The 21,692-nt window shown below is 60.6% G+C and carries 7 protein-coding genes; 3 read left to right on the top strand and 4 right to left on the bottom strand.

Annotated features, from left to right (window positions below):
* From DFS28_RS23620 to DFS28_RS23610, 3 genes are all read right to left on the bottom strand, one after another.
* On the bottom strand, positions 1-3,011 hold a 3,011-nt coding region (locus DFS28_RS23620; RefSeq protein ID WP_256596901.1), incomplete at its 3' end, for a DUF5801 repeats-in-toxin domain-containing protein.
* Between the two features lie 245 nt (positions 3,012-3,256).
* Positions 3,257-5,977, bottom strand: a complete 2,721-nt coding sequence (locus DFS28_RS23615) for a DUF5801 repeats-in-toxin domain-containing protein (protein ID WP_111451670.1) — start codon at positions 5,975-5,977, stop codon at positions 3,257-3,259.
* Between the two features lie 249 nt (positions 5,978-6,226).
* Positions 6,227-10,831, bottom strand: a complete 4,605-nt coding sequence (locus tag DFS28_RS23610) for a DUF5801 repeats-in-toxin domain-containing protein (protein WP_111451669.1) — start codon at positions 10,829-10,831, stop codon at positions 6,227-6,229.
* Positions 10,832-11,353: 522 nt separating this feature from the next.
* Between DFS28_RS23610 and DFS28_RS23605 the strand changes: the two genes are divergently transcribed.
* The 3 genes from DFS28_RS23605 to DFS28_RS23595 are packed head-to-tail and all read left to right on the top strand — an operon-like array spanning position 11,354 to position 15,772.
* Positions 11,354-13,075 carry a type I secretion system permease/ATPase gene (locus DFS28_RS23605; RefSeq protein WP_111451668.1) on the top strand — a complete coding sequence of 574 codons (1,722 nt, stop codon included), beginning with the start codon at positions 11,354-11,356 and terminating at the stop codon, positions 13,073-13,075.
* Positions 13,068-14,420, top strand: a complete 1,353-nt coding sequence (locus DFS28_RS23600; protein ID WP_111451667.1) for an HlyD family type I secretion periplasmic adaptor subunit — start codon at positions 13,068-13,070, stop codon at positions 14,418-14,420. The genes DFS28_RS23605 and DFS28_RS23600 overlap by 8 nt, the downstream gene beginning before the upstream one ends.
* A 2-nt stretch (positions 14,421-14,422) precedes the next feature.
* Positions 14,423-15,772, top strand: a complete 1,350-nt coding sequence (locus DFS28_RS23595) for a TolC family outer membrane protein (protein ID WP_111451666.1) — start codon at positions 14,423-14,425, stop codon at positions 15,770-15,772.
* Positions 15,773-16,634: 862 nt separating this feature from the next.
* Here the strand turns inward: DFS28_RS23595 and DFS28_RS23585 are convergent.
* Entirely contained in the window at positions 16,635-21,461 is a 4,827-nt protein-coding gene (locus DFS28_RS23585) for a glycosyl hydrolase family 28-related protein (RefSeq protein ID WP_111451664.1), read from the bottom strand.
* Positions 21,462-21,692: the final 231 nt, after the last annotated feature.

Genomic DNA, 21,692 nt, shown 5'->3' with positions numbered 1-21,692 from the left:
GTGAACACCAGCAGGTTGGTGGTGGCCGTGCGGCCTTCGACTACACCGCCGTTGAGCGACAGGTTCACCGCCTCGCCGGTGGCCGTGTCGGTCAGCCCGGAAGGGCCGGCCGTCATGCCCAGCGCATAGGTCAGGGTGCCGGCGCCATCAGCACCAAACGCCGAGCTGAAGTTGGCGGTAAAGCTCTGGGTGGCGTCGGTTGTCAGCACCGTTTCGTCTACCGTCAATATTGGCTCGGTGCCGGTGGTGCTGATGCTTGGCCCATCGTCCTCGAACACCAGGTTCTGGCCGATGTTGAGGGTCGCCTGGGCACTGTCGCCGTCCTTGTCGGTGATGGTTGCCGTCAGGGTGACCAGGTTGTCCGCCGACAGCGTCGTCGCGTCATCGGGATTGGTGGCATCGGGATGCACCACAGCGCGCAGCTGGTCGAGGGTGACGTCACCATTGGCGGCGACGCTGACCGTGAACACCAGCAAGTTGGTGGTGGCCGTACGGCCTTCGACTACACCGCCGTTGAGCGACAGGTTGACCGCCTCGCCGGTGGCCGTGTCGGTCAGCCCCGAAGCTCCGGCCGTCATGCCCAGCGCATAGGTCAGGGTGCCGGCGCCATCAGCACCAAACGCCGAGCTGAAGTTGGCGGTAAAGCTCTGGGTGGCGTCGGTTGTCAGCACCGTTTCGTCTACCGTCAGTATGGGCTCGGTGCCGGTGGTGCTGATGCTCGGGCCGTCGTCCTCGAACACCAGGTTCTGGCCGATGTTGAGGGTCGCCTGGGCACTGTCGCCGTCCTTGTCGGTGATGGTCGCTGTCAGGGTGACCAGGTTGTCCGCCGACAGGCTCGTCGCATCATCGGGATTGGTCGCATCGGGATGCACCACGGCGCGCAGCTGGTCGAGGGTGACGTCGCCATTGGCGGCGACGCTGACCGTGAACACCAGCAGGTTGGTGGTGGCCGTGCGGCCTTCGACTACACCGCCGTTGAGCGACAGGTTGACCGCTTCGCCGGTGGCCGTGTCGGTCAGCCCGGAAGCTCCGGCCGTCATGCCCAGTGCATAGGTCAGCGTGCCGGCGCCATCAGCGCCAAACGCCGAGCTGAAGTTGGCGGTAAAGCTCTGGGTGGCGTCGGTCGCCAGTACCGTTTCGTCTACCGTCAGTATGGGCGCGGTGCCGGTGGTGCTGATGCTCGGGCCGTCGTCCTCGAACACCAGGTTCTGCCCGATGTTGAGGGTCGCCTGGGCACTGTCACCGTCCTTGTCGGTGATGGTTGCCGTCAGGGTGACCAGGTTGTCCGCCGACAGGCTCGTCGCGTCATCGGGATTGGTGGCATCGGGATGCACCACGGCGCGCAGCTGGTCGAGGGTGACGTCACCGTTGGCGGCGACGCTGACCGTGAACACCAGCAGGTTGGTGGTGGCCGTGCGACCTTCGACCACGGCGCCGTTGAGCGACAGGTTGACTGCCTCGCCGGTGGCCGTGTCGGTCAGCCCGGAAGCTCCGGCCGTCATGCCCAAGGCATAGGTCAGCGTGCCGGCGCCATCAGCGCCAAACGCCGAGCTGAAGTTGGCGGTAAAGCTCTGGGTGGCGTCGGTTGTCAGCACCGTTTCGTCTACCGTTAACGTTGGTTCCGTACCGGTGGCGCTGATGCTCGGGCCGTCGTCCTCGAATACCATCTTGGAGCCGATTTCGGCGATCGAAGTAGAAGCCTTTGTCAGCGTGAAGCCGCCGATATCAAAATCGGCATGGTCATTGCCCCTGGCGTCGACGGCCGCCCCGTTCTCGATGAGTACGCGGTTGTGATCAGCCGTTGTGGTGTATTCAATCTGGTAGCCGGCTTTAACGCCGGTGATGGTTGCAACCCCGGCAGCAGAAAAGCTGATGGTAATCGCCGGATCATTCACTGTTCCGTCTGAATTCTCGATCACCAGCCCGGTGCTGTTGTTGATGACGCGAACGTTGGTGATGGCAACCGGCGTATCGTTCGCATAGCCGTTGATGAAATTCACGCCAGGTTCAGCAGCAGTGCTGAATGCGCTGATTTTTACTACAGCACTCTTGCCGCTTTGCAGTTGCACGACGTCGAAATTGGCCGAGGTCGTATTGTAGACAGCGGTAAAGTCGATGTTGGACTCAACATCTGCTTCGGTCTGACTAAGGTGGGGAACGGTCACATCCTGCCTGGCGCCCGTGACAAACGAAAAGCGGATGCCTTCCTGTTCCACAATCATCTGGTTGTTGGTGCCGATGGTGGTCGGGCCACCCCCATGGCTGGTATTGATCGTATCGCCAGTGTTTATTTTGGCACCGCTTGACTGGTCCGCGGGGTCCTTGCCGGTGGCAATGATGGTGGGATCCGTGATCCGCACGACACCATTGATAGTTTCAGTTGCCGGGTTCAATTTCGTGAACATCAGGAACAGGTTCTGACCGGAGGGGGCATTGGCCAGACTGAAATCCAGGTCCTGAGTGGCGCCGATGAAAACCTTATCCAACAGATTGAGCGAATCATCCGGGTTAGTAGCATCTGGATGCTTGAGCGGTTGGTACTCCACGGTCCAGATCTTGCCGCCGGTGACCGGCGATCCGGTTTCTTCAATGTAGGCCGCGAACACGATCGCGCCATCTGCGCCCCCGGCTCGGCCCAGAAGGATGTTGTTGTTCGTGTCCGTATAGAGAAAGATGCTGGTGCCATCAAGGGTGTCCAGTCCGCTGTCAACGCCATTGAGGGGGGCGCCAGCGCTGTCGACGAAGCGGATATCGGTAATGCTTCCTCCGCCGGTGAAGGTGAACGCATTGGTGCCCGTGTTGCCCGCGGCACCGGTATAGCCACTCAGGGCCGCACCCGTTGCGGTACCGGCTCCAAGTGCGGTCAAGCGGGTAGAAAAGGATGCGGGCAGGGATGCCACCAGAATGTCGTTGTCGTCAGCGTCTCCTGCAGGGGTTGGCGTGGCGGTGGCGTTCTGTAACCCGGCCGTCTCGTCCAGTACAACGTCCTCGCCGGTGATTGCAATAGCCATGATTGTTCTCCCGAGCAATTGCGGTCATTGAGGTCTGACCATTGACCTCTACAACTATGACCAAGCGCCCGGAATTGCACATTGGCCGATACTCCCAAACGGGGTGGGAGTTTCGGCCTAGTGTCCTCGTCGGTAGTTTGTCGCAGGGTGCCCAGGTTGATGCGAGCGTGGGGATGTCCTATTGGAACTGCAAAAATGCGAGGGTGGTTTGTGCCACCCTCGCATCCTTTCACACGCGCGACGCCTCAGACGCTGCCAATAACGATGTCGCTAGTCAGAAGATCGACCCCCACCAAGGTGATGGTCGTGACCTGTCCGCCCGTTTCGGTAACCGTCACGATGCTGTCTGCGCCGCTTGTGTCGATCTGGACACCGGCGTTCTGATCACCGTTGAGCACCAGCGTGTCTCGCAGATTTGCATCTGCATCGAAGCCGGTGACCTGGTACTGGTTCTCGGTGAATGACAAGTCGACGTTGAAGGCATCCCGCTCACCGCCCGTGCCTACCAGCGTGTAGTCGAAGGTGCCGGTCAAGTCGTTGGCGAACAGGTTGGCGTCGAACGTACTCGTCGCCGAGTCCCCATCCCTGTCCGTTACCGTCGCGTTGAACGACAGCTGGATATCGCTGGCCAGGCTCTCGGTCTCCTGAATGAACTGGATCACCGGGATCTTGATGTCGCCTCGGCCCATCGTGAGCTGAACAGCGTCGATCAGCAGCGAGCCTTCTTGCTCAATGAGGAAGGACACCTGTCCGCCTGCCTCTGGAGTCAGGGTATTCACCTCGGTGAGGTTCGAAGTCGAGCCGTCCTCGTAGTAGATCCTGTAGTACAGGTCCTCGGTCGCTGTGTTGTAACCCGCCACGGAGTTGTCGATGAAAACCTTCATTCCCGTCAGCAGGGTCTCGGGATTGATGACGAAACTTTCATCGGTAGCGCCGATTGCCACCAGATTGTCTCCCTGGAGGACGTTATTGGCGACGCCGATACCGGACGTGCTGACGTTCATGGCCCTGGGGTCGATGTACGAGGGCAGGGGGTTGGTTTGTAGCTGGGCTTCGGTGGGGTCGGATGCTCCAAGCCCAATACCGGTCAGGATGTCCGAAGTCGACGCAAGCGCCTTCGCGGAAAAGAACACAACCTCCTCGGAAGCCGAAGGAATAGTCGGGTCATTCGTCTTCGGAATTAACAAGGTGCGCACTGGGTCCGGACCGCCGGCAGCGAGAGAGCCATCGGCAGTGCTGAGCACGACCGTCGAACTGAAGCCTTGCACCAGATCCAGTGTATAGCTGCCATTGGCATAGGCGGTCAGCGTGTAGTCGACGCTGGTATCCGCGGTTGCGGCGTTGTTGTCGAAATCACCGGTCAACGTCCCTGCAAAATGGTACGCGCCATTGCCGTCCGGTGAGGGTGACTGCTCGGTGAGCGTGCCGGTCCCGGTGGTGGTCGTGTTGTCTGGCCTGACGAGGGTGAACTGGTCATTCACCAACGAGATATCCAGACCGTTCGCATCCAGTCCGTCGGCGCCGGCCGAATGACTCCAGTACCCGATTTGTGGCAGAACGCTACCGGTGCCGATCAGGTTGCCAAAGGCGAGTGCAGGGCCGTCATCTTCGAAGATCATCTTGGAGCCGATTTCGGCGGTCGTAACAGCGGTTTGGAGCAGTGTGAAACCACCGATGTCAAAATCGGCGTGGGTATTGCCCTTGGCATCGAGGGCCGCTCCGTTCTCGATGAGGACGCGGTTGTGATCAGCCGTTGTGGTGTATTCAATCTGGTAGCCGGCTTTAACGCCGGTGATGGTTGCAACCCCATTAACATCAAAACTGATGGTAATAGCGGGATCATTCACTGATCCGTCTGAATTCTCGACCACCAGCCCAGTGCTGATGTTGGTGACGACCACATTGGTAATAGCGACCGTCGTATCGTTCGTATAGCCGTCGATGAAATTCACGCCAGATTCAGCAGTGGTGCTGAATGCGCTGATTTTTACCACAGCACTCTTGCCGCTTTGCAACTGCACGATGTCGAAATTGGCCTTCTTCGCATTGACGACGTCGGTAAAGTCGATGTTGGCTTCAACATCGGCTTCGTTCTGATCCAGGTTAGGAATGGTCACATCCTGCCTGGCACCGGTGACGAACGAAAAACGGATGCCTTCCTGTTCCGTAATCATCTGGCTGTTGGTGCCGAAGGTGGTCGGGCCACCCGCCTGGCTGGTATTGATCGTGTCGCCAGTCGTTATATTAACGCCAGTTGACTGATTCGCCGGGTCCTTGCCGGTGGCAATGATGGTGGGATCCGTGATCCGCAAAACACCACCGACATCGACAACTGTCGGGTTCTCCGTCGTGAACATCAGGAACAGGTTCTGACCGGAGGGCGCACCGGCCAGACTGAATTCCAGGTCCTGACTGGTTCCGACGAATACCTTATCCAGCAGATTGAGCGAATCATCGGGGTTCGTAGCATCTGGATGCTGGAGCGGTTGGTACTCCACGGTCCAGATCTTGCCGCCCGAAACCGGCGATCCGGTTTCTTCAATGTAGGCCGCGAACACGATCGCGCCAGTTGCGCTCCCGGCACGGCCTAGAACGATATTGTTGTTCTCTGTATCGGTATAGAGAAGGATGCTGGTGCCATCGAGGGTAAACAGTCCACTGTCCACGCCATCAAGCGGTGCGCCAGCGCTGTCGACGAAACTGATATCGGTAATGCCGGAAGCATCGGTGAGAGTGAATGCATTGCTGCCAGTATCGCCCACGGCGCCGGTGTAGCCACTCAAGGCCGCACCCGTTGCGGTACCTGCCGCAAGTGCGGTCAAACGGGTAGAGAAGTCCGAGGGCAGGGACGCCACCAGAATGTCGTTGTCGTCAGCGTCTCCCGGTGGGGTTGGCGTGGCGGTGGCGTTCTGCAATCCGGCCGTTTCGTCCAGTGAAACGTTCACGCCGGTGATTCCAATAGCCATGATCTTTCTCCAGAACAATTGCGGTCATCGAGGCCTGACCGTTGACCATTGGCCGCAACTATGGATAAGCGCTGGAGATTGCGCATCGGCCGATTCTCCCAAACGGGATGGGAGTTTCAGCCTAGTCGTCCCTGTCGATGGCCTGCCGCAGGATGAGCAGGTTGAAGCGATCCGTGCGGATCGCCTATTGGAAGTGCAAAAAAAGCGAGGGTGGTTTGCACCACCCTCGCATCCGCTTACGCGCGCTTCTCAGGCGCTGCCATAAACAATGTCGCTAATCAGAAGATGAACCCCGACCAAAGTGATGGTCGTGACATCTCCGCCCGTTTCGGCAACCGTCACGATGCTGTCTGTGCCGCTGTTGTCGATCTGGACACCGGCAGTCTGATCGCCGTTGAGCACCAGGGTGTCTCGCAGGTTGGCGCCCGCATCGAAGCCGGTAACCTGGTATTGGTTCTCAGCGAATGACAAATCGACGTTGAAGGCATCCCGTTCACCACCCGTGCCCACCAGCGTGAAGTCGAAGAGGGCGTTGGCCGCGTCATTGGCGAACAGGTTGGCGTCAAACGAACTTGATGCCGAGTCCCCATCCTTGTCCGTCAGCGTCGCGTTGAACGTCAGCTTGACATCGCTGGCCAGGTTCTCGGTTTCCTGCATGAACTGGATGACCGGGATCTTGACCACGCCCAGGCCCATCGTGAGCTGAACAGCGTCAATGAGCTTCGAGCCCTCTCTCTCGATAAGGAAGGACGCCTGTCCTCCAGCCTCCGAAGTCAGGTCAGCAGAAAGAACTTTCGTCGGTTGACCTGAAGTCGTGCCGTCCTGGTAGAAGATCGTGTAGTACAGCTCCTCGGTTGCCGGGGTGTAACCGCCCACTGAGTTGTCGATGAACACTTTCAGACCCGTCAACAACGTCTCGGGGTTAATGACAAAACTCTCGTCACCGGCATTAATGCCTGCCGTCCCGTTTCCATCCAGGTTGTTGTTGCCAATACCGATACCGGACGTGCTGACGTTCATGTTCGCGGCGCCGATGAATGCAAACCCGCCAGCTTCTATCTGCGCTTCGGTGAGGTCGTGCTCTCCCACCTCGATGGCGCTAAATATGGAGCTTGAGGTAGTGGTTGCGTTTACACCAAAAAAGACAATTTCCTCAGATGGCGAAGGAATAGTCGGCGGATTCTGCGTCGGGATCAACAATGTGCGGACGGCGTCAGGACCGCCGGCGCCGAGCGAGCCCTGGGCAGTGCTGAGCACGATCGTCGAACTGAAGCCTTGCACCAGATCCAGGGTATAGCTGCCATTGGCGTAGGCTGTCAGCGTGTAGTCGACGCTGGTATTCGCCGTGGAGGTATTGTTGTCGAAATCGCCGGTCAACTGCCCTGCGAAGTGGTACGCGCCGTTGCCATCCGGAGAGGGCGACTGCTCGGTGAGCGTGGCGGTCCCGGTGGTGGTCGTGTTGTCCGGCCTTACGAGGGTGAACTGGCTATTCACCGAGATATCCAGACCAGCCGCACCCAACCCGTCGGCGCCGGCCGAATTATCCCAGAACCCGTATTGCGGCAGGACGCTACCGGTGCCGATCAGGTTGCCGAACGCAAGTGATGGGCCATCGTCCTCGAACACCAGGTTCTGGCCGATGTTGAGCGTCGCCTGGGCGCTGTCACCGTCTCTATCGGTCTTGGTTGCCGTCAGCGTTATCAGATTGTCCGCCGACAGAGTCTTCGAATCATCGGGATTGCTGGCGTCGGGATGGACCACCGCGCGGAGCTGGTCGAGCGTGACGTCGCCATTGGCGGCCACGGTGGCCGTGAACACCAGCAGGTTGGAGGAGGCCGTGCGGCCTTCCACCACGCCACCGTTGAGTGACAGGTTCACCGCCTGGCCCGAGGCCGTGTCCACCAGCCCGGAGGCACCCGTCACCACGCCCAGTGCATAGGTCAGCGTGCCGGCGCCATCAGCGCCAAACGCCGAGCTGAAGTTGGCGGCAAAGTTCTTGGTGTCGTTGGTCGCCAGGACGGTCTCGTCCACCGTCAGCGTTGGCTCGGTGCCAGTGGTGCTGATGCTTGGCCCGTCGTCCTTGAACACCAGGTTCGACCCGATGTTGAGGGCGGCATGGGCACTGTCGCCGTCCTTGTCGGTTATGGTCGCTGTCAGCGTTACCAGATTGTCCGCCGTCAGGCTCTTCGAATCATCGGGATTGGTGGTGTTGGGATGCACCACCGCGCGGAGCTGGTCGAGCGTGACGTCGCCATTGGCGGCCACGCTGACCGTGAACACCAGCAGGTTGGTCGTGGCCGTACGGCCTTCCACCACTGTGCCGTTGAGCGACAGGTTCACTGCCTCATTCGTGGCCGTGTCCACCAGCCCGGAGGCACCCGCCACCACGCCCAGTGCATAGGTCAGCGTGCCGGCCCCATCGGCGCCAAACGATGAGTTGAAGTTGGCGGCAAAGTTCTGCGTGGCGTTGGTCGCCAGGACGGTCTCGTCCACCGTCAGTGTCGGCTCGGTGCCGGTGGTGCTGACGCTCGGTCCGTCGTCCTTGAACACCAGGTTCTGGCCGATGTTGAGGGCCGCCTGGGCGCTGTCGCCATCCCCATCGGTCTTGGTCGCCGTCAGCGTCACCAGGTTGTCCGCCGTCAGGCTCTTCGAATCATCGGGATTGCTGGCATCGGGATGCACCACCGCCCGTATCTGGTCGAGCGTGACGTCGCCATTGGCGGCCACGCTGACCGTGAACACCAACAGGTTGGTCGTGGCCGTACGGCCTTCCACCACTGTGCCGTTGAGCGACAGGTTCACTGCCTCATTCGTGGCCGTGTCCACCAGCCCGGAGGCACCCGCCACCACGCCGAGCGCATAGGTCAGCGTGCCGGCCCCATCGGCGCCAAACGCCGAGGTGAAGTTGGCGGCAAAGTTCTGGGTGGCATTGGTCGCCAGGACTGTCTCGTCCACTGTCAGCGTCGGCTCGGTGCCGGTGGTGCTGATGCTCGGCCCGTCGTCCTCGAACAGCATCTTGGAGCCGATTTCAGTTTTCGAAATAGAGGCTTGAACCAATGTGAAGCCACCCACATCAAAATCGGCGTGGTTATTACCCTTGGCGTCGAGGGCTGCCCCGTTCTCGACGAGCACGCGGTTGTGATCTGACGCTGTGGTGTATTCAATCTGGTACCCGGCCAAAACGCCGGTGATGGTAGCAACCCCACCGGATAAGGTGATACCAATGGCCGGATCATTCACCGATCCGTTTGAATTCTCGATCACCACCCCGGCGCTATTGAAGACGCGAACATTGGTGATGGCAATTGACGTATCGTTCGCATAGCCGTCGATGAAATTCACGCCAGATTCAGCAGCGGTGCTGAATGCGCTGATTTTTACCACAGCACTCTTGCCGCTTTGCAACTGCACGACGTCGAAATTGGCCGACTTCGCATTGAAAACGCCGGTAAAGTCGATATTGGCTTCAACATCTGCTTCGGTCTGATCCAGGTTGGGAATGGTCAGATCCTGCCTGGCACCGGTGACGAACGAATAACGGATGCCTTCCTGTTCCGTAATCATCTGGCTGTTGGTGCCGAAGGTGGTCGGACCACCCGCCTGGCTGGTATTGATCGTGTCGCCAGTCGATATATTGACGCCAGTGGACTGGTTTGCGGGGTCCTTGCCGGTGGCGATGATGGAAGGGTCCGTGATCCGCAAGACACCACCGTCGTCGACAACTGTCGGGTTCGCTTTCGTGAACATCAGGAAGAGGTTCTGACCGGAGGGCGCATTGGCCAGACTGAACTCCAGGTCCTGGCTGGCTCCGATGAACACCTTATTCAGCAGATTGAGCGAGTCATCGGCGTTCGAAGTATCTGGATGCTTAAGCGGTTGATACTCCACGGTCCAGATCTTGCCGCCCGAAACCGGCGATCCGGTTTCTTCGATATAGGCCGCGAACACGATCGCGCCGGTCGAGCCACCGGCTCGGCCCAGAACGATGTTGTCGTTGTTCGCATCCGTATAGAGCAAGATGCTGGTGCCATTGAGGGTATCCAGTCCACTGTCCAGGCCATTGAGCGGTGCACCAGCGCTGTCGACGAAGCTGATATTGGTAATGCTGGCTCCGGGGTCAGCGGTGACGGTGAACGCATTGCTGCCCGTGTTGCCCACGGCACCGGTATAGCCACTCAACGCTGCACCCGTTGCGGTACCGGCACCCAGTGCAGTCAAACGGGTAGAGAAGGTCGAGGGCAGGGAGGTCACCAGAATGTCGTTGTCGTCAGCGTCTCCCGCAGGGCTTGGCGTGGCGGCGGCGTTCTGCAACCCGGCCGTTTCGTCCAGCGTAACGTTCGCGCTGGTGGCCACGACGCTCAGACCGCTGTCCGTAAATGACGTTGTCGCCACTGTGTCGTCACTCGTACCGAACACACGATCGTCACCCGAAGAGGTTGCGGTGAGCAGAAACGTCGCACCAGCCGAGTCGTCTGGATTCACGTACCACGAGGTCGTGACGCTGCCGTTGACTTGGCCGTCAAGATCGCCGGCACCGCCGTCGGTCACGTACCAGGGCTCGTGTCCCTCGCCGGTGTCGGTATCGAGCACGTCGTCGGGCGTGCCCCATAGGTTATCCGCGCCGGCGCCGGTGGCGTGTTCCACATCGAGCTTCACTGTGCTGCCGGCGGCGAAGCCGCTGGCCGTAATGGTGGCGGTGCTGCCAGGCGCGTAGTCGCTCAGGTTGGTGGTGACGGTCGGAGTATATGGGGGGGCGTCGCTTGCGTTGACGTCATGGCTGATGGGTAACGAATCGGCACCGGTGTTATCGGCCTGGTTACTTGTTAGCGATGAGTTTTTCTTTTGATTAGCCATTATTTTCTCCAGAGCAACTAAGGCCATCGAGGCCTGACCGTAGACTTTGTACTGCTATGGCTTGCAACTATGTGTAAGCGCCGGGGATTGCGCATCGGCCGATACTCCCAGGCGGGGTGGGAGTTTCAGACTACTTGGAAGAGGAGCAACGGGATGAGGACGTACTACCGGTGCTCAAAACCGCCCGGGCTTTAACCTCCAGTGCGTCCAGCAGAATTTGAGCCGGCTCAGGCGGCGGGGTCGGGGGCAGCTTTTTTGATGGAGGTACACGACATCCTGCTTGCCGAAGCGCTCGTCCACTTGCTGTGCAACATCCCCGCCCGTCACCCACATGCAAACCCCGCCCGTCGAACCGGCACTAACCCGTGGTTGCGCGGTCAGTAAATGGCGCCTGTAGCGACGAGGATCGTCTCTGATAGCGGCACATCAGGTTGCGTTTAGTGTTTTCTCTAAAGCCTTAGGGCAAAAAACCAGCGATGGATTGCGTCTTGGACCGACTATTTCTTTTGCGGGCGTCACTCTATGGGTTTGCTTCTCGATCCGCGTCATGACATTGATGCCGCTTTATTAAGCTATCGCCGGGTGTTCTGGTCACTGGCCCTGTTCAGCGGGGTGATCAACCTGCTGGTGCTGGTGCCGTCGCTCTACATGATGCAGGTGTACGACAGGGTCCTCACCAGTCGCAACGAAACCACCTTGTTCATGCTCACCTTGATCGCCTTGGGACTGTTCATGTTCAGCGCCCTGATCGAGTGGGTACGGGGTGAGGTGATGATTCGCATGAGCGCGGGTCTGGACGATGCCTTGGGCGAGCGGATTTTCGACGCCGCCTTCGCCCGCAGTCTGCGCGAGCACAACGCCAACCCGGCGCAGGTGCTCACCGATCTGGCGACGTTGCGGCAGTTGATCACCGGCCAGGGCCTGATCGCCTTGCTCGATGCGCCGTGGTTGCCAATTTTCCTGCTGGTGGCGTTCATCTTTCATCCTTGGTTCGGCGTGCTGACGCTGGTTCTGGCCCTGGTGCTGATCGGTCTGGCGCTGTGGGGCGAGTTGGCGACTCGCACGCGTTTGGGCGAAGCCAATCGTCTGGGCGTGCAGTCGTCGATCTATGTAAACAGCACGTTACACAATGCCGAAGTCATCCAGGCCCTGGGCATGCTCGGGCCGTTGCGCCAGCGTTGGAGCCTGCTGCAGCAACGCATCATTGCTGCCCAGGCCCATGCCAGCGACCGCGGCGCGCGTATCACTTCGATGACCCGTTTCGTGCGCATCTCCGGACAGTCTCTGGCCCTGGGCCTGGGGGCGTTGCTGGTGCTCGAAGGCCAATTGTCGGCGGGCATGATGATTGCGATGTCGCTGCTGCTGGGGCGTGCCCTGGCACCCGTGGAAATCGCCATTGGCTCGTGGAAGCAATTCAACTCCGGCCGCCAGAGCTACCAGCGCCTGAGCCAACTGCTGGCCGAGCATCCGCGCGAGCGCCTGCGCATGCCTTTGCCACCGCCCACCGGCGCAGTGCGTTTGGAGCAGTTGTATGTCGGCCCGCCCGGCGCCTCGCAACCGATCCTGCGTGGCATCAATTTCAGCCTGGCCAAAGGTGATGTGCTCGCCGTCGTCGGCCCCAGCGCCAGTGGTAAATCAACGCTGGCCAGGGCGATGGTCGGGGTATGGCCGGCGTTGGGCGGGTCGGTGCGCCTGGACGACGCCGAGATCAGTCAATGGTCCCACGACGCCCTGGGCCCGCACCTTGGATACCTGCCCCAGGACATCGAGCTGTTCGACGGCAGTGTGGCCGACAACATTGCCCGCTTCGGCGAGCAGGATGCCGACAAGATCATCGCCGCCGGGCGTCACGCCGGCATTCACGAGATGATCCTGAGGTTCCCCAAGGGTTACGACACACCTCTGGGCCCCGGCGGGCTTGGCTTGTCCGGTGGACAAAAGCAACGCCTCGGGCTGGCTCGCGCACTCTATGGGCGCCCGTCGCTGATTGTGCTCGATGAGCCCAACTCAAACCTCGATGAAGCCGGAGAGCTGGCGCTGGTGCAGGCCATCACTGCGATCAAGGCTGCTGGCAGCACCGTGGTGCTGATTACCCACCGGCCTAATGTGCTGGCCGTGGTCGATTACATCCTGGTGCTCAAGGACGGCACTCAACAAGCATTCGGTTCACGGGACCAGGTGCTCAAGGCATTGATGCCGGGGCCAAGACCGGCCGCGGTCAAGGAGACTGGCGAAGATGCATGATCTGACCCCTGAGCAGAGGCTGAGCGTGCGCGGCGCCACAACATTGCCCTGCGCCAGTACCGACGCCGGAGGCGCGGCACGCTATGGTGTGGGTTTCCTGGTCCTGACGCTGGGCGGCTTCCTGCTATGGGCCTGCCTGGCGCCGCTCGACCAGGGTGTCGTGGGCAGCGGCACCGTGGTGGTGGCGGGCGAACGCAAGGCTGTGCAGTCGTTGGTCGGTGGGGTGGTGGAAAAGCTGCTGGTCAGCGATGGCGACCGCGTCAGCCAGGGGCAGTTGCTGGTGCAGCTCAATACGGTGCAGGCGCAATCGCAACGGGACGTGACGCTGGGCAAGTTGCTCAACGATCGCAGCGTCGAAGCGCGGTTGATTGCCGAGCGCCTGGGCTCGGCCGAGATCCAATGGCCCGCTGAACTGCTGGAACATGCCGACGAGCCGCGGGTCAAGGCCGCCATGGCCTTGCAGAGCCAGTTGTTTCTGACTCGCCGCGCAGAGCTGGGCAGCCGCTTGCAGATCATCGAACACGAAGCCGTGGCATTGCAGCAGCAATTGCTCGGCTACGAAGGCGTCAAGCGCAACTACGACACGCAGATGCGCTTCCAGCAGCAGGAGCTGGAAGGCCTGCGTGATTTGGCCCGTGAAGGCTACGTTCCGCGCAATAAACTTTTCGAGGCCGAGCGCAACGCAGCCCAATTGGCCGGGCAGATTGCTTCCGGGGTGGGCGATGTGGGCAGGACCCGCCAGGCGATCAACGAAAGTCGCCTCAAGGCCTTGCAGGCGCAGCAGGAATTTCGCCGCGATGCCGAAACCCAGCTCAGCGAGGTCTCTGCCGAGGCGGCAGGTTATGCCGATCAGATTCGTGCCTTGCAGTTTGAAGTCGACAACGGTGCGATCCGTGCGCCGGTGTCCGGGCAAGTCATGGACGTGAGCCTTCATACGGTCGGGGGCGTTGCGCAGGCCGGCCAAACCCTGATGCAGGTGGTGCCGCTGGATGCGCCGATGGCGATCACCGCGCGTTTCGAGCCGCTGATGGCCAATAAGTTGCGCCCGGGGCTGCCGGTGCATGTGCATTTCACCGCGCTGCAACGGGTGGATACGCCGACGGTCACCGGTACGGTGACTACGGTGTCGGCGGACCAGTTGATCAATGAACAGACGCACCAACCGTACTTTTCCGCCAAGGTCGAAATCCCCGCCGACACTGTCGCCTCGCTCCAGGCCGCCGGCCTGCTGGTGCGCCCCGGCATGCTCGCCGATGTCACGGTGGTGACGGGGGAGCGCACCTTGATGAATTACCTGATGAAACCTTTGCGTGAACGCTTGCTTGCAGCCTTCAAAGAGGAATGAGCATGACCGATCGTTGTCGCTATCGCTCCCGTGCATTGCTGGGTTTGTATATCAGTTGGGCCGCGATCAATCCCGTATGGGCCGCCGAAAAAGGCCTGAGCCTGACCGCGGCGTACGACGCCTCGCGCGCCAATGACCCGACCGTGCAATCAGCGACCCATGCCTTTGATGCTTCGAAGCAGGAGGAGGCGATTGGCCGCGGGGGCCTCTATCCGCAAGTGTCGTTGACGTCGCGCTACGGTTACGGTGGGCGTATCGATGGCGGCGACGACCGCAGCTACGTCAACAGTAATGATTACCAGGCAAACAACGTCACTCTGGCGGCGCAACAACCGCTGTATGACAAGGGGCGCTGGGCGGCGTATCAGGAGGGCAAGGCGCGGGGACAGTTGGGTAACCAGCTATTCGACGTTGCCGGCCAGAGCCTGTACGACCGGGTCGCCAAAGGCTACTTCGACGTCGCTCGGGCTGAAAACGAGATCAAGTTGATCAACCAGCAAAAGGCTGCCATCAGTGGATTGGTGACGCAGAGCAAAAAGCTTTATCAGGGCGGCCAAGGTGCGATCACCGATATTGATGAGGCCCAGGCGCGGCTCGATCTTGTCGAAGCCCAGGAGACTGAAGCCCAGGCCCGCCGCGTGGCTGCGTTGCGGGCATTGTCCGGTCGCGCCAGCGTGCCCATCGATGACATCCAGCCGATGCGCGAAGAACTCGCCGCCGGTAGCCCGATCCCGCCGGAGCAGGATTTGCCGTACTGGACGGCGGTTGCCCGTGACGCCAGCCCCGAGCTGGCAGCCCGGCTGGCAGCGGTGAAAGTTGCCGAGGCGCAAGCCGACAGTCAGCGCGCCGGGCATTATCCGACCTTGTCGCTGACCACCCAGCTAACCCGCCGGGAAACCCGCCAGTACCAGGAACTCGATCCGCGCCAGGACAGCTATTACGTGGGGGTGCAGCTGGATATTCCGTTGTATCGCGGCGGGGCGGTACGCGCCTCGGTGGCGAAGGCCGAAGCGCAATTGGCCGGTGCCCAGTCCGACTACGATGTGCAGCGTCAACAGTTGGCCGAGGACATCGAAGCCGATTATCTGGGCGTCGTGGCCGGGTTCACCAAGAGCAAGGCGATGCAGCGGGCGGTGGAGTCCAATCAGCGGGCCCTGACCTCGACGGAAAAAGGCTTTCAGGGTGGAGTGCGTTCCACGGTGGATATTCTTGATGCACAGCAGCGGGTGTTCCAGGCCCGCCGAGACCTGCTCAACACCAAACTCGACATGCTGCAAAGCTATGTCAGCCTGCACACCCACACCGGCCAGATGAGCCGCGGCGTCCTGGAGCAGGTGCAGAACCTGTTCTGAGCCGTAGGGTTGCGACCAGGTTCAAGACTGATGCCTATGTGGCGAGCAGGCCCACACACATTTGATCTGTGGCTGTCCTCGATTTTTGGGCTCTGCAAATCCCCTGTGGGAGCGGGCTTGCTCGCGAAAGCGGTGGATCAGCCTGCATCAATGCTGACTGTGCCGACGCCTTCGCGGGCAAGCCCGCTCCCACATTTGATCTGTGGTTGTCCTCGATTTTTGGGCACTGCAAATCCCCTGTGGGAGCGGGCTTGCTCGCGAAAGCGGTGGGTCAGCTTGTATCAGTGCTGAATGTGCCGCCTTCGCGAGCAAGCTCGCTCCCACATTTGATCTATGGTTGTCCTCGATTTTTCAGGCACAGTAAATCCCCTGTAGGAGTGAGCCTGCTCGCGATAGCGGTGGTTCAGCTTGCATCAGTCCTAGATGTGCCGCCGTCATCGCGAGCAGGCTCGCTCCCACATTTGATCTGTGGTTGTCCTCGATTTTTGTGGCACTGCAAATCCCCTGTGGGAGCGGGCTTGCTCGCGAAAGCGGTGGATCAGCCTGCATCAATGCTGACTGTGCCGACGCCTTCGCGGGCAAGCCCGCTCCCACATTTGATCTGTGGTTGTCCTCGATTTTTGTGGCACTGCAAATCCCCTGTGGGAGCGGGCTTGCTCGCGAAAGCGGTGGATCAGCCTGCATCAATGCTGACTGTGCCGACGCCTTCGCGGGCAAGCCCGCTCCCACATTTGATCTGTGGTTGTCCTCGATTTTTGTGGCACTGCAAGTCCCCTGTGGGAGCGGGCTTGCTCGCGAAAGCGGTGGGTCAGCTTGTATCAATGCTGAATGTGCCGCCGCATCGCGAGCAGGCTCGCACACGTCAGGCTGTAAAGTCGCTGGCGTGCAGCTCCTTGACGCCCACCAGTTCGAATTCGAACTCGGGGGTGGCGTCGGCGTTGACACTGCCGGAGAGAATGCCATCGGCAAAGCGCAGTTGGCCGGTGGCGTTGGCAGGGTCGAAGGCGTTGCTGCCGATGAACGTGAAGGCGTCGATATTGGCGGTCAGCGGGTTGGCGTCCAGGCCGGTGAAGTCCAGATGATCACCCTCGGTGGTCTTGAAACCGTTGACCACATCGCGCAAAGCCCCGACGCCCATGTCCGACAACGCACCAAACGCGTAAGTGTCCGCGCCAGTGCCGCCGGTGAGGTTGTCGGTGCCAGCACCACCGATCAGCCGGTCATCGCCCGAACCACCCACCAGCGTATCGTTGCCCGCACCACCGTTCAGAACGTTCGCGGCGCTGTTGCCCGACAGACTGTCGGCGTAGGCGCTTCCCGTCAGGTTTTCGAAGAATTTCAAGGTGTCGAGCCCGGAGCCCACGGTGTTTTGTTGCGCTGACGTCGAGAGGTTTACGGTAACCCCGGACAGGGCGCGTTCAAAAGACACTGTGTCGTTGCCATCGCGTCCGTCCAGCACGTTGTTGCCGGCTCCGGCGAACAGTGTGTTGTCCAGCGCGTTGCCCGTGCCATTGGCGGCGCCAGTGCTATCGATATACAGACGCTCGACGTTGTTGGCGAGAGTATGGGCCGCCAGGCTGCTGTGCACGCTGTCGATCCCTCCAGGCACTGCATTGCTGTTGGTCTCGATCACGATGTCGTCGGCGTTGTCGACATAGTAGGTGTCGTTGCCATCGCCGCCGCTCATGCTGTCGGCCCCTGCAGCACCATTGAGCACGTTATTGGCGGCATTGCCGGTGATGAAATTTTGCCGCTCATTGCCGGTACCGTTGATGTCCGACGTGCCGGTGAGCACCAGGTTCTCGAGATTGGCACCCAGGGTCCAGCTGACCGAGGCCTGCACCGTATCGATCTGCGAGGTCGAGGTGTTGGTTTCCACGACGCGGTCGGACGCGTTATCGACCACATAGATGTCGTTGCCATCGCCACCGGTCATGGTGTCGGCGCCCAGGTGACCATCGATCGTGTCGTTGCCCAAAGTGCCCACCAGGGTATCGGCCTGGTCGGTGCCGGAAATCATGTTATGAGCGTTGTCGAAAATGTCCTGCACGCTGTTGTTGTCGTTAGGGTTGCCCTGGAAGCCGAGGTCACCGGCAATATAGTCGGCCAGGCGCTGGCCGACGATCTCCGCTGACTCCTCGTGCAGGTGCCAGACGTCGTCGGGATACGCCTGCGGATCGACTTCGTGGCGCAAGGGGAGGTCGGTGTAGTCCACCGCCAGCTTGACGTCGGCACGCTCGGCAGCGATGGCTTCCTGGGCGGCGCGGACATAGCCAACCCCCTCGACGATGGAGGCAATCTTCTCCTCCGAATAACCACGGATACGCGCCGCGTCCTGCTCGTAGTGACCGGTTTCCATCAGGTACACGCTGAAGCTGCCGAACTGGGTATGCAGGTAATCAAACACCTTCAGGGTCGCGGCCTTGTAGGCCGCTGCTGCCGCCGCTTTGTCCGTGGCGCGGCCGATCTCCTGGGCGGCTTCCTCGCCCTGGCCCCAAATGATGCCCATGGTGACGTTGTCTATGGATTGCAGTTCGGTGAGCTGGTCCCGCAGCAGCGTCACGGCGCGCAACAACGCAGGCCCGGGTTGGTTGGTGTCGGTCAGCCACCAGCACAACTTGAGTTCCTCGGCGCTGAGTGTCGACAGGCCAGTGACCGTGCTGCCGCCCACCGCGATGTCGATGCCGTTGCCATCGGCGTCGTTGAACTGGCTGCGCACGTCATAGGTGGTGTAGCGGTCCAGGTCGTTGACCAGCATGGAGGTGCCGGATTGATTGTCGTCCTCCGTCATGCGCAGCAGGCGTGCGTTGGATTGGCCTAGGGTGGGCAGGTAGAGGATGTCCTGCTGGGCGCGCTCGCCGAACACGAAATCGCTGGCGGTCAGGGTGTTGAGGTAGTTGCCGCTGAGGGCGATTTCGAAGCGATTGCCATCGGCGTCGGTCTCGGCGGATTTGATGTAAGTCTTGTCGCCGGCCGCGTTGAGGGTCATGTACAACGTGCCATTGCTGCCATCGCCGAGGCCGAGAATGCCAAGGCCCGAAACATCGATCTTGTCGACGCCAACGGTGAAATCATAAATCGTGTCGGTGGCCGTGACACCGCCGGTGTCGTAGTCGCGATAGCTGTCGAGTACGTTGGTGTAGCGGAAGGTGTCGGCACCGTCGCCACCGTACATCGAATCACGTCCGGCGCCGCCATCGACGATGTCCGCGCCGGTGCCGGCCTTGATGGTGTCGTTGCCACCGAGGCCGAGGATCAGGTCCGCGCCCGCCGTGCCATTGAGGGTTTCGGCGTTGTTGGTGCCGGTGATGGTGTTGGCGGGCGCATCGGCCACCGCCAGGGCGAAGCTGTCGCTGACCGATGCACCGGCCGGGTCCGTGGCTTTGACCAGCACGTTGTAATTGCCGGAGGCGGTGCTGGTCGGCGTACCGGTGAAGGTCAGGTTGGTGGCATTGAAGCTCAGCCAGGCGGGCAGGGCGCTGCCATCGGCCAGGGTCGCGGTGTAGCTGAGGCTGTCGTTATCCGGATCGGTAAAACTGGTGGACGGCACCGCGTAGTTGAACGGGGTGTTTTCGGTCGCGTTCTGATCCAGCAACGCCGTTGCCACCACCGGCGCATGGTTGACCGTTGGCGACGTGGCGAAGACGAAATTGGCACTGGTCAGCTTGTTGAGGTAGTTGCCGTCCAGTGTCACTTCGAAGCGGTTGCCATTGGCGTCGGCGGTCAGGGACTTGATGTAAGTCTTGGTGCCGGTACTGTTGAGCACCACGTACACGGTGTTGTTCTTGCCATCCCCCAGGCCGGTGAATCCAATGGCCGAGAGGTCGATCTTGTCGGCGGTGATATCGAAATCGGTGATCACGTCGCTAAGATTGGCACCGCCGGTGTTGTAGTTGCGGTAACTGTCCAGGCGATTGGAGAACGCAAAGATGTCCGCGCCAGTGCCGCCGGTGAGGGAGTCCATGCCGGCACCGCCGTCGAGCTTGTCGTCACCCGCGCCGCCACTGAGGCTGTCGTTGCCCGCCAGGCCGAGCAGGGTGTCGGCCGAGTCGCTACCCAAAAGCGAGTCGCTGCCGCTGGTGCCGGTGATCACCCGATTGAAGATGAAATTGCTGGCGGTCAGGGTGCTGGCCAGGTTGCCCGAGAGAATCAACTCGAAGCGATTGCCGCTGGCGTCGGCATCGTAGTCCTTGATGTAGGTGCGGTCGTTGCTGGCGCTGTAGCTGACCTGCAGGGTGCCGCCACGGCCATTGCCCAGGCCGGTGAAACCGAGGCCGGCGAGGTCGATCTTGTCCTGGGTGACGTCGAAGTCGGTGATGGTGTCATCGAAGCTTGCAGTTGCGTTGCGGTAACTGTCGGACTGAGCGACGAACCGGAACGTATCGGCACCGGTACCGCCGGTGAGTTTGTCGATGCCCGCGCCGCCCACCAGAATGTCGCCACCGGCACCGCCATTGATGGTGTCGTTGCCGCCAACGCCGTAGAAAATCTCGCTGGCGGCACCGCCCAGCAGGGTGTCATTACCAGCCGTACCTTGCACGGTGGTCATCGGCACCGTGGCGCTGACGTAGCTGCCGTCGCCATAGACCAGCGTGGCACCGTTGCTGGTGTGGCTGATGGTGTTGCCGATGATGGCGTTGCGATCGGTGCCGTCTTCATTGCGCTCTGCAACACCGTAGGTCGACAGATTGCTGCCGGTGATGATGTTGCCCTGGATCGTGTTATCGCTGCCGTTGAAGTACTTGCCGGACACGCCCAGGGTGTCGTTGTAGGACTGGATGATGATTTCCGGTACGGGGTTGCCCAGGGAGTTGTTGCTGAGCGTGTTGTCGATGATCTCGACGTGGTTGCTGCCGTAGATGCGGATCCCGGCGCTGGTGTTGTCGTGGATATCAACGCCGCTGACCGTCACCTCACTGGACATTTTGATCAGCACCCCTTCGGCGCCGTTGCCGTACACCTCGCCACCGGTGATGGTGATGTTGCTGGGGGAGGGAATGTCCTCGCTGCCGCGCTGCACCACGATGCCATTGCCGCCGTTGTCGTAGGCGACGTTGTTGGTCATGGTGAAGTCGTGGGTGCTGGTAACGACATTGAAGCCGTGGCGGTCATTGTCATAAGCGACGTTGTTTTCGAAGGTGCTGTCGCTGAGGAAGTCCGCAACGAAGCCGTCCAGGCCATTGCCGTGGGACACGCTGTTCTTGATGACCATGTTGACGGTCTGCTCGTGGGGGTCGAAACCGTACCCGGAGCAATCCTTGATCTCGACGCTGTCGAGAGTGACGTTGGAGTCGTAGCCTGCCTGGCCGGGAATGTAGCCGTTGAACCAACCGTCGATCTTGCCCGTAGTGTGATCACGGTTGCCGTCGATGGTGAGGTTGCTGACGCCAAAGTCATGGGTTTCCTCGCCATAGGCGGAGCGGATGACCCCCGTGATCTTGGTGTCGGAGCCGTCAGCCACTTTGACAGTGGTTGCGCCCATGCCATCGCCGTACAGGTAGACGTTGCTCTTGAGCATCAGGCAGCCGTCCGAGGGTTCTACACCTCCCGAAACGATATAAGTTCCGGTCGGCATATACACCTGCCCCCCACCCGCGGCGGCCGCTGCATCAATGGCACTTTGTATCGCCGCCGTGTCGTCGGTGATGCCATCTCCTTTGGCGCCAAAATTTTGTACGTTAAAAATCATGAGCTTATCTCCGTATCAGCCTAAAACCTCGAAAGATGCCAATATTCCATCGACAGCCACCGTGTTATGACCTAGCGGAGCGCAAAAGTTGTGACCGCACATCGGGGAAGTGTCAAAAAACCGAACAAACTGATCAGTGGTTATGCGGTATTTCGAGAAAACAACGTTCTGTTGACGCTCATTCAGCTAGCGAACAATCCCGCTCCCGCAGGTTCCGCGATTACTGGCGTC

It is taken from the genome of Pseudomonas sp. 478 (assembly GCF_003254125.1).
Classification (GTDB): Bacteria; Pseudomonadota; Gammaproteobacteria; order Pseudomonadales; family Pseudomonadaceae; genus Aquipseudomonas.
This window is presented reverse-complemented; position numbering and strand designations above follow the sequence as displayed.

Excerpts from the sequence above, each read along its gene's own strand:
- DFS28_RS23615 (WP_111451670.1), bottom strand. The coding sequence starts at position 5,977 with ATGGCTATTGGAATCACCGGCGTGAACGTTTCACTGGACGAAACGGCC.
- DFS28_RS23595 (WP_111451666.1), top strand. The coding sequence starts at position 14,423 with ATGACCGATCGTTGTCGCTATCGCTCCCGTGCATTGCTGGGTTTGTAT.
- DFS28_RS23605 (WP_111451668.1), top strand. The coding sequence starts at position 11,354 with ATGGGTTTGCTTCTCGATCCGCGTCATGACATTGATGCCGCTTTATTA.
- DFS28_RS23610 (WP_111451669.1), bottom strand. The coding sequence starts at position 10,831 with ATGGCTAATCAAAAGAAAAACTCATCGCTAACAAGTAACCAGGCCGAT.
- DFS28_RS23600 (WP_111451667.1), top strand. The coding sequence starts at position 13,068 with ATGCATGATCTGACCCCTGAGCAGAGGCTGAGCGTGCGCGGCGCCACA.
- DFS28_RS23585 (WP_111451664.1), bottom strand. The coding sequence starts at position 21,461 with ATGATTTTTAACGTACAAAATTTTGGCGCCAAAGGAGATGGCATCACC.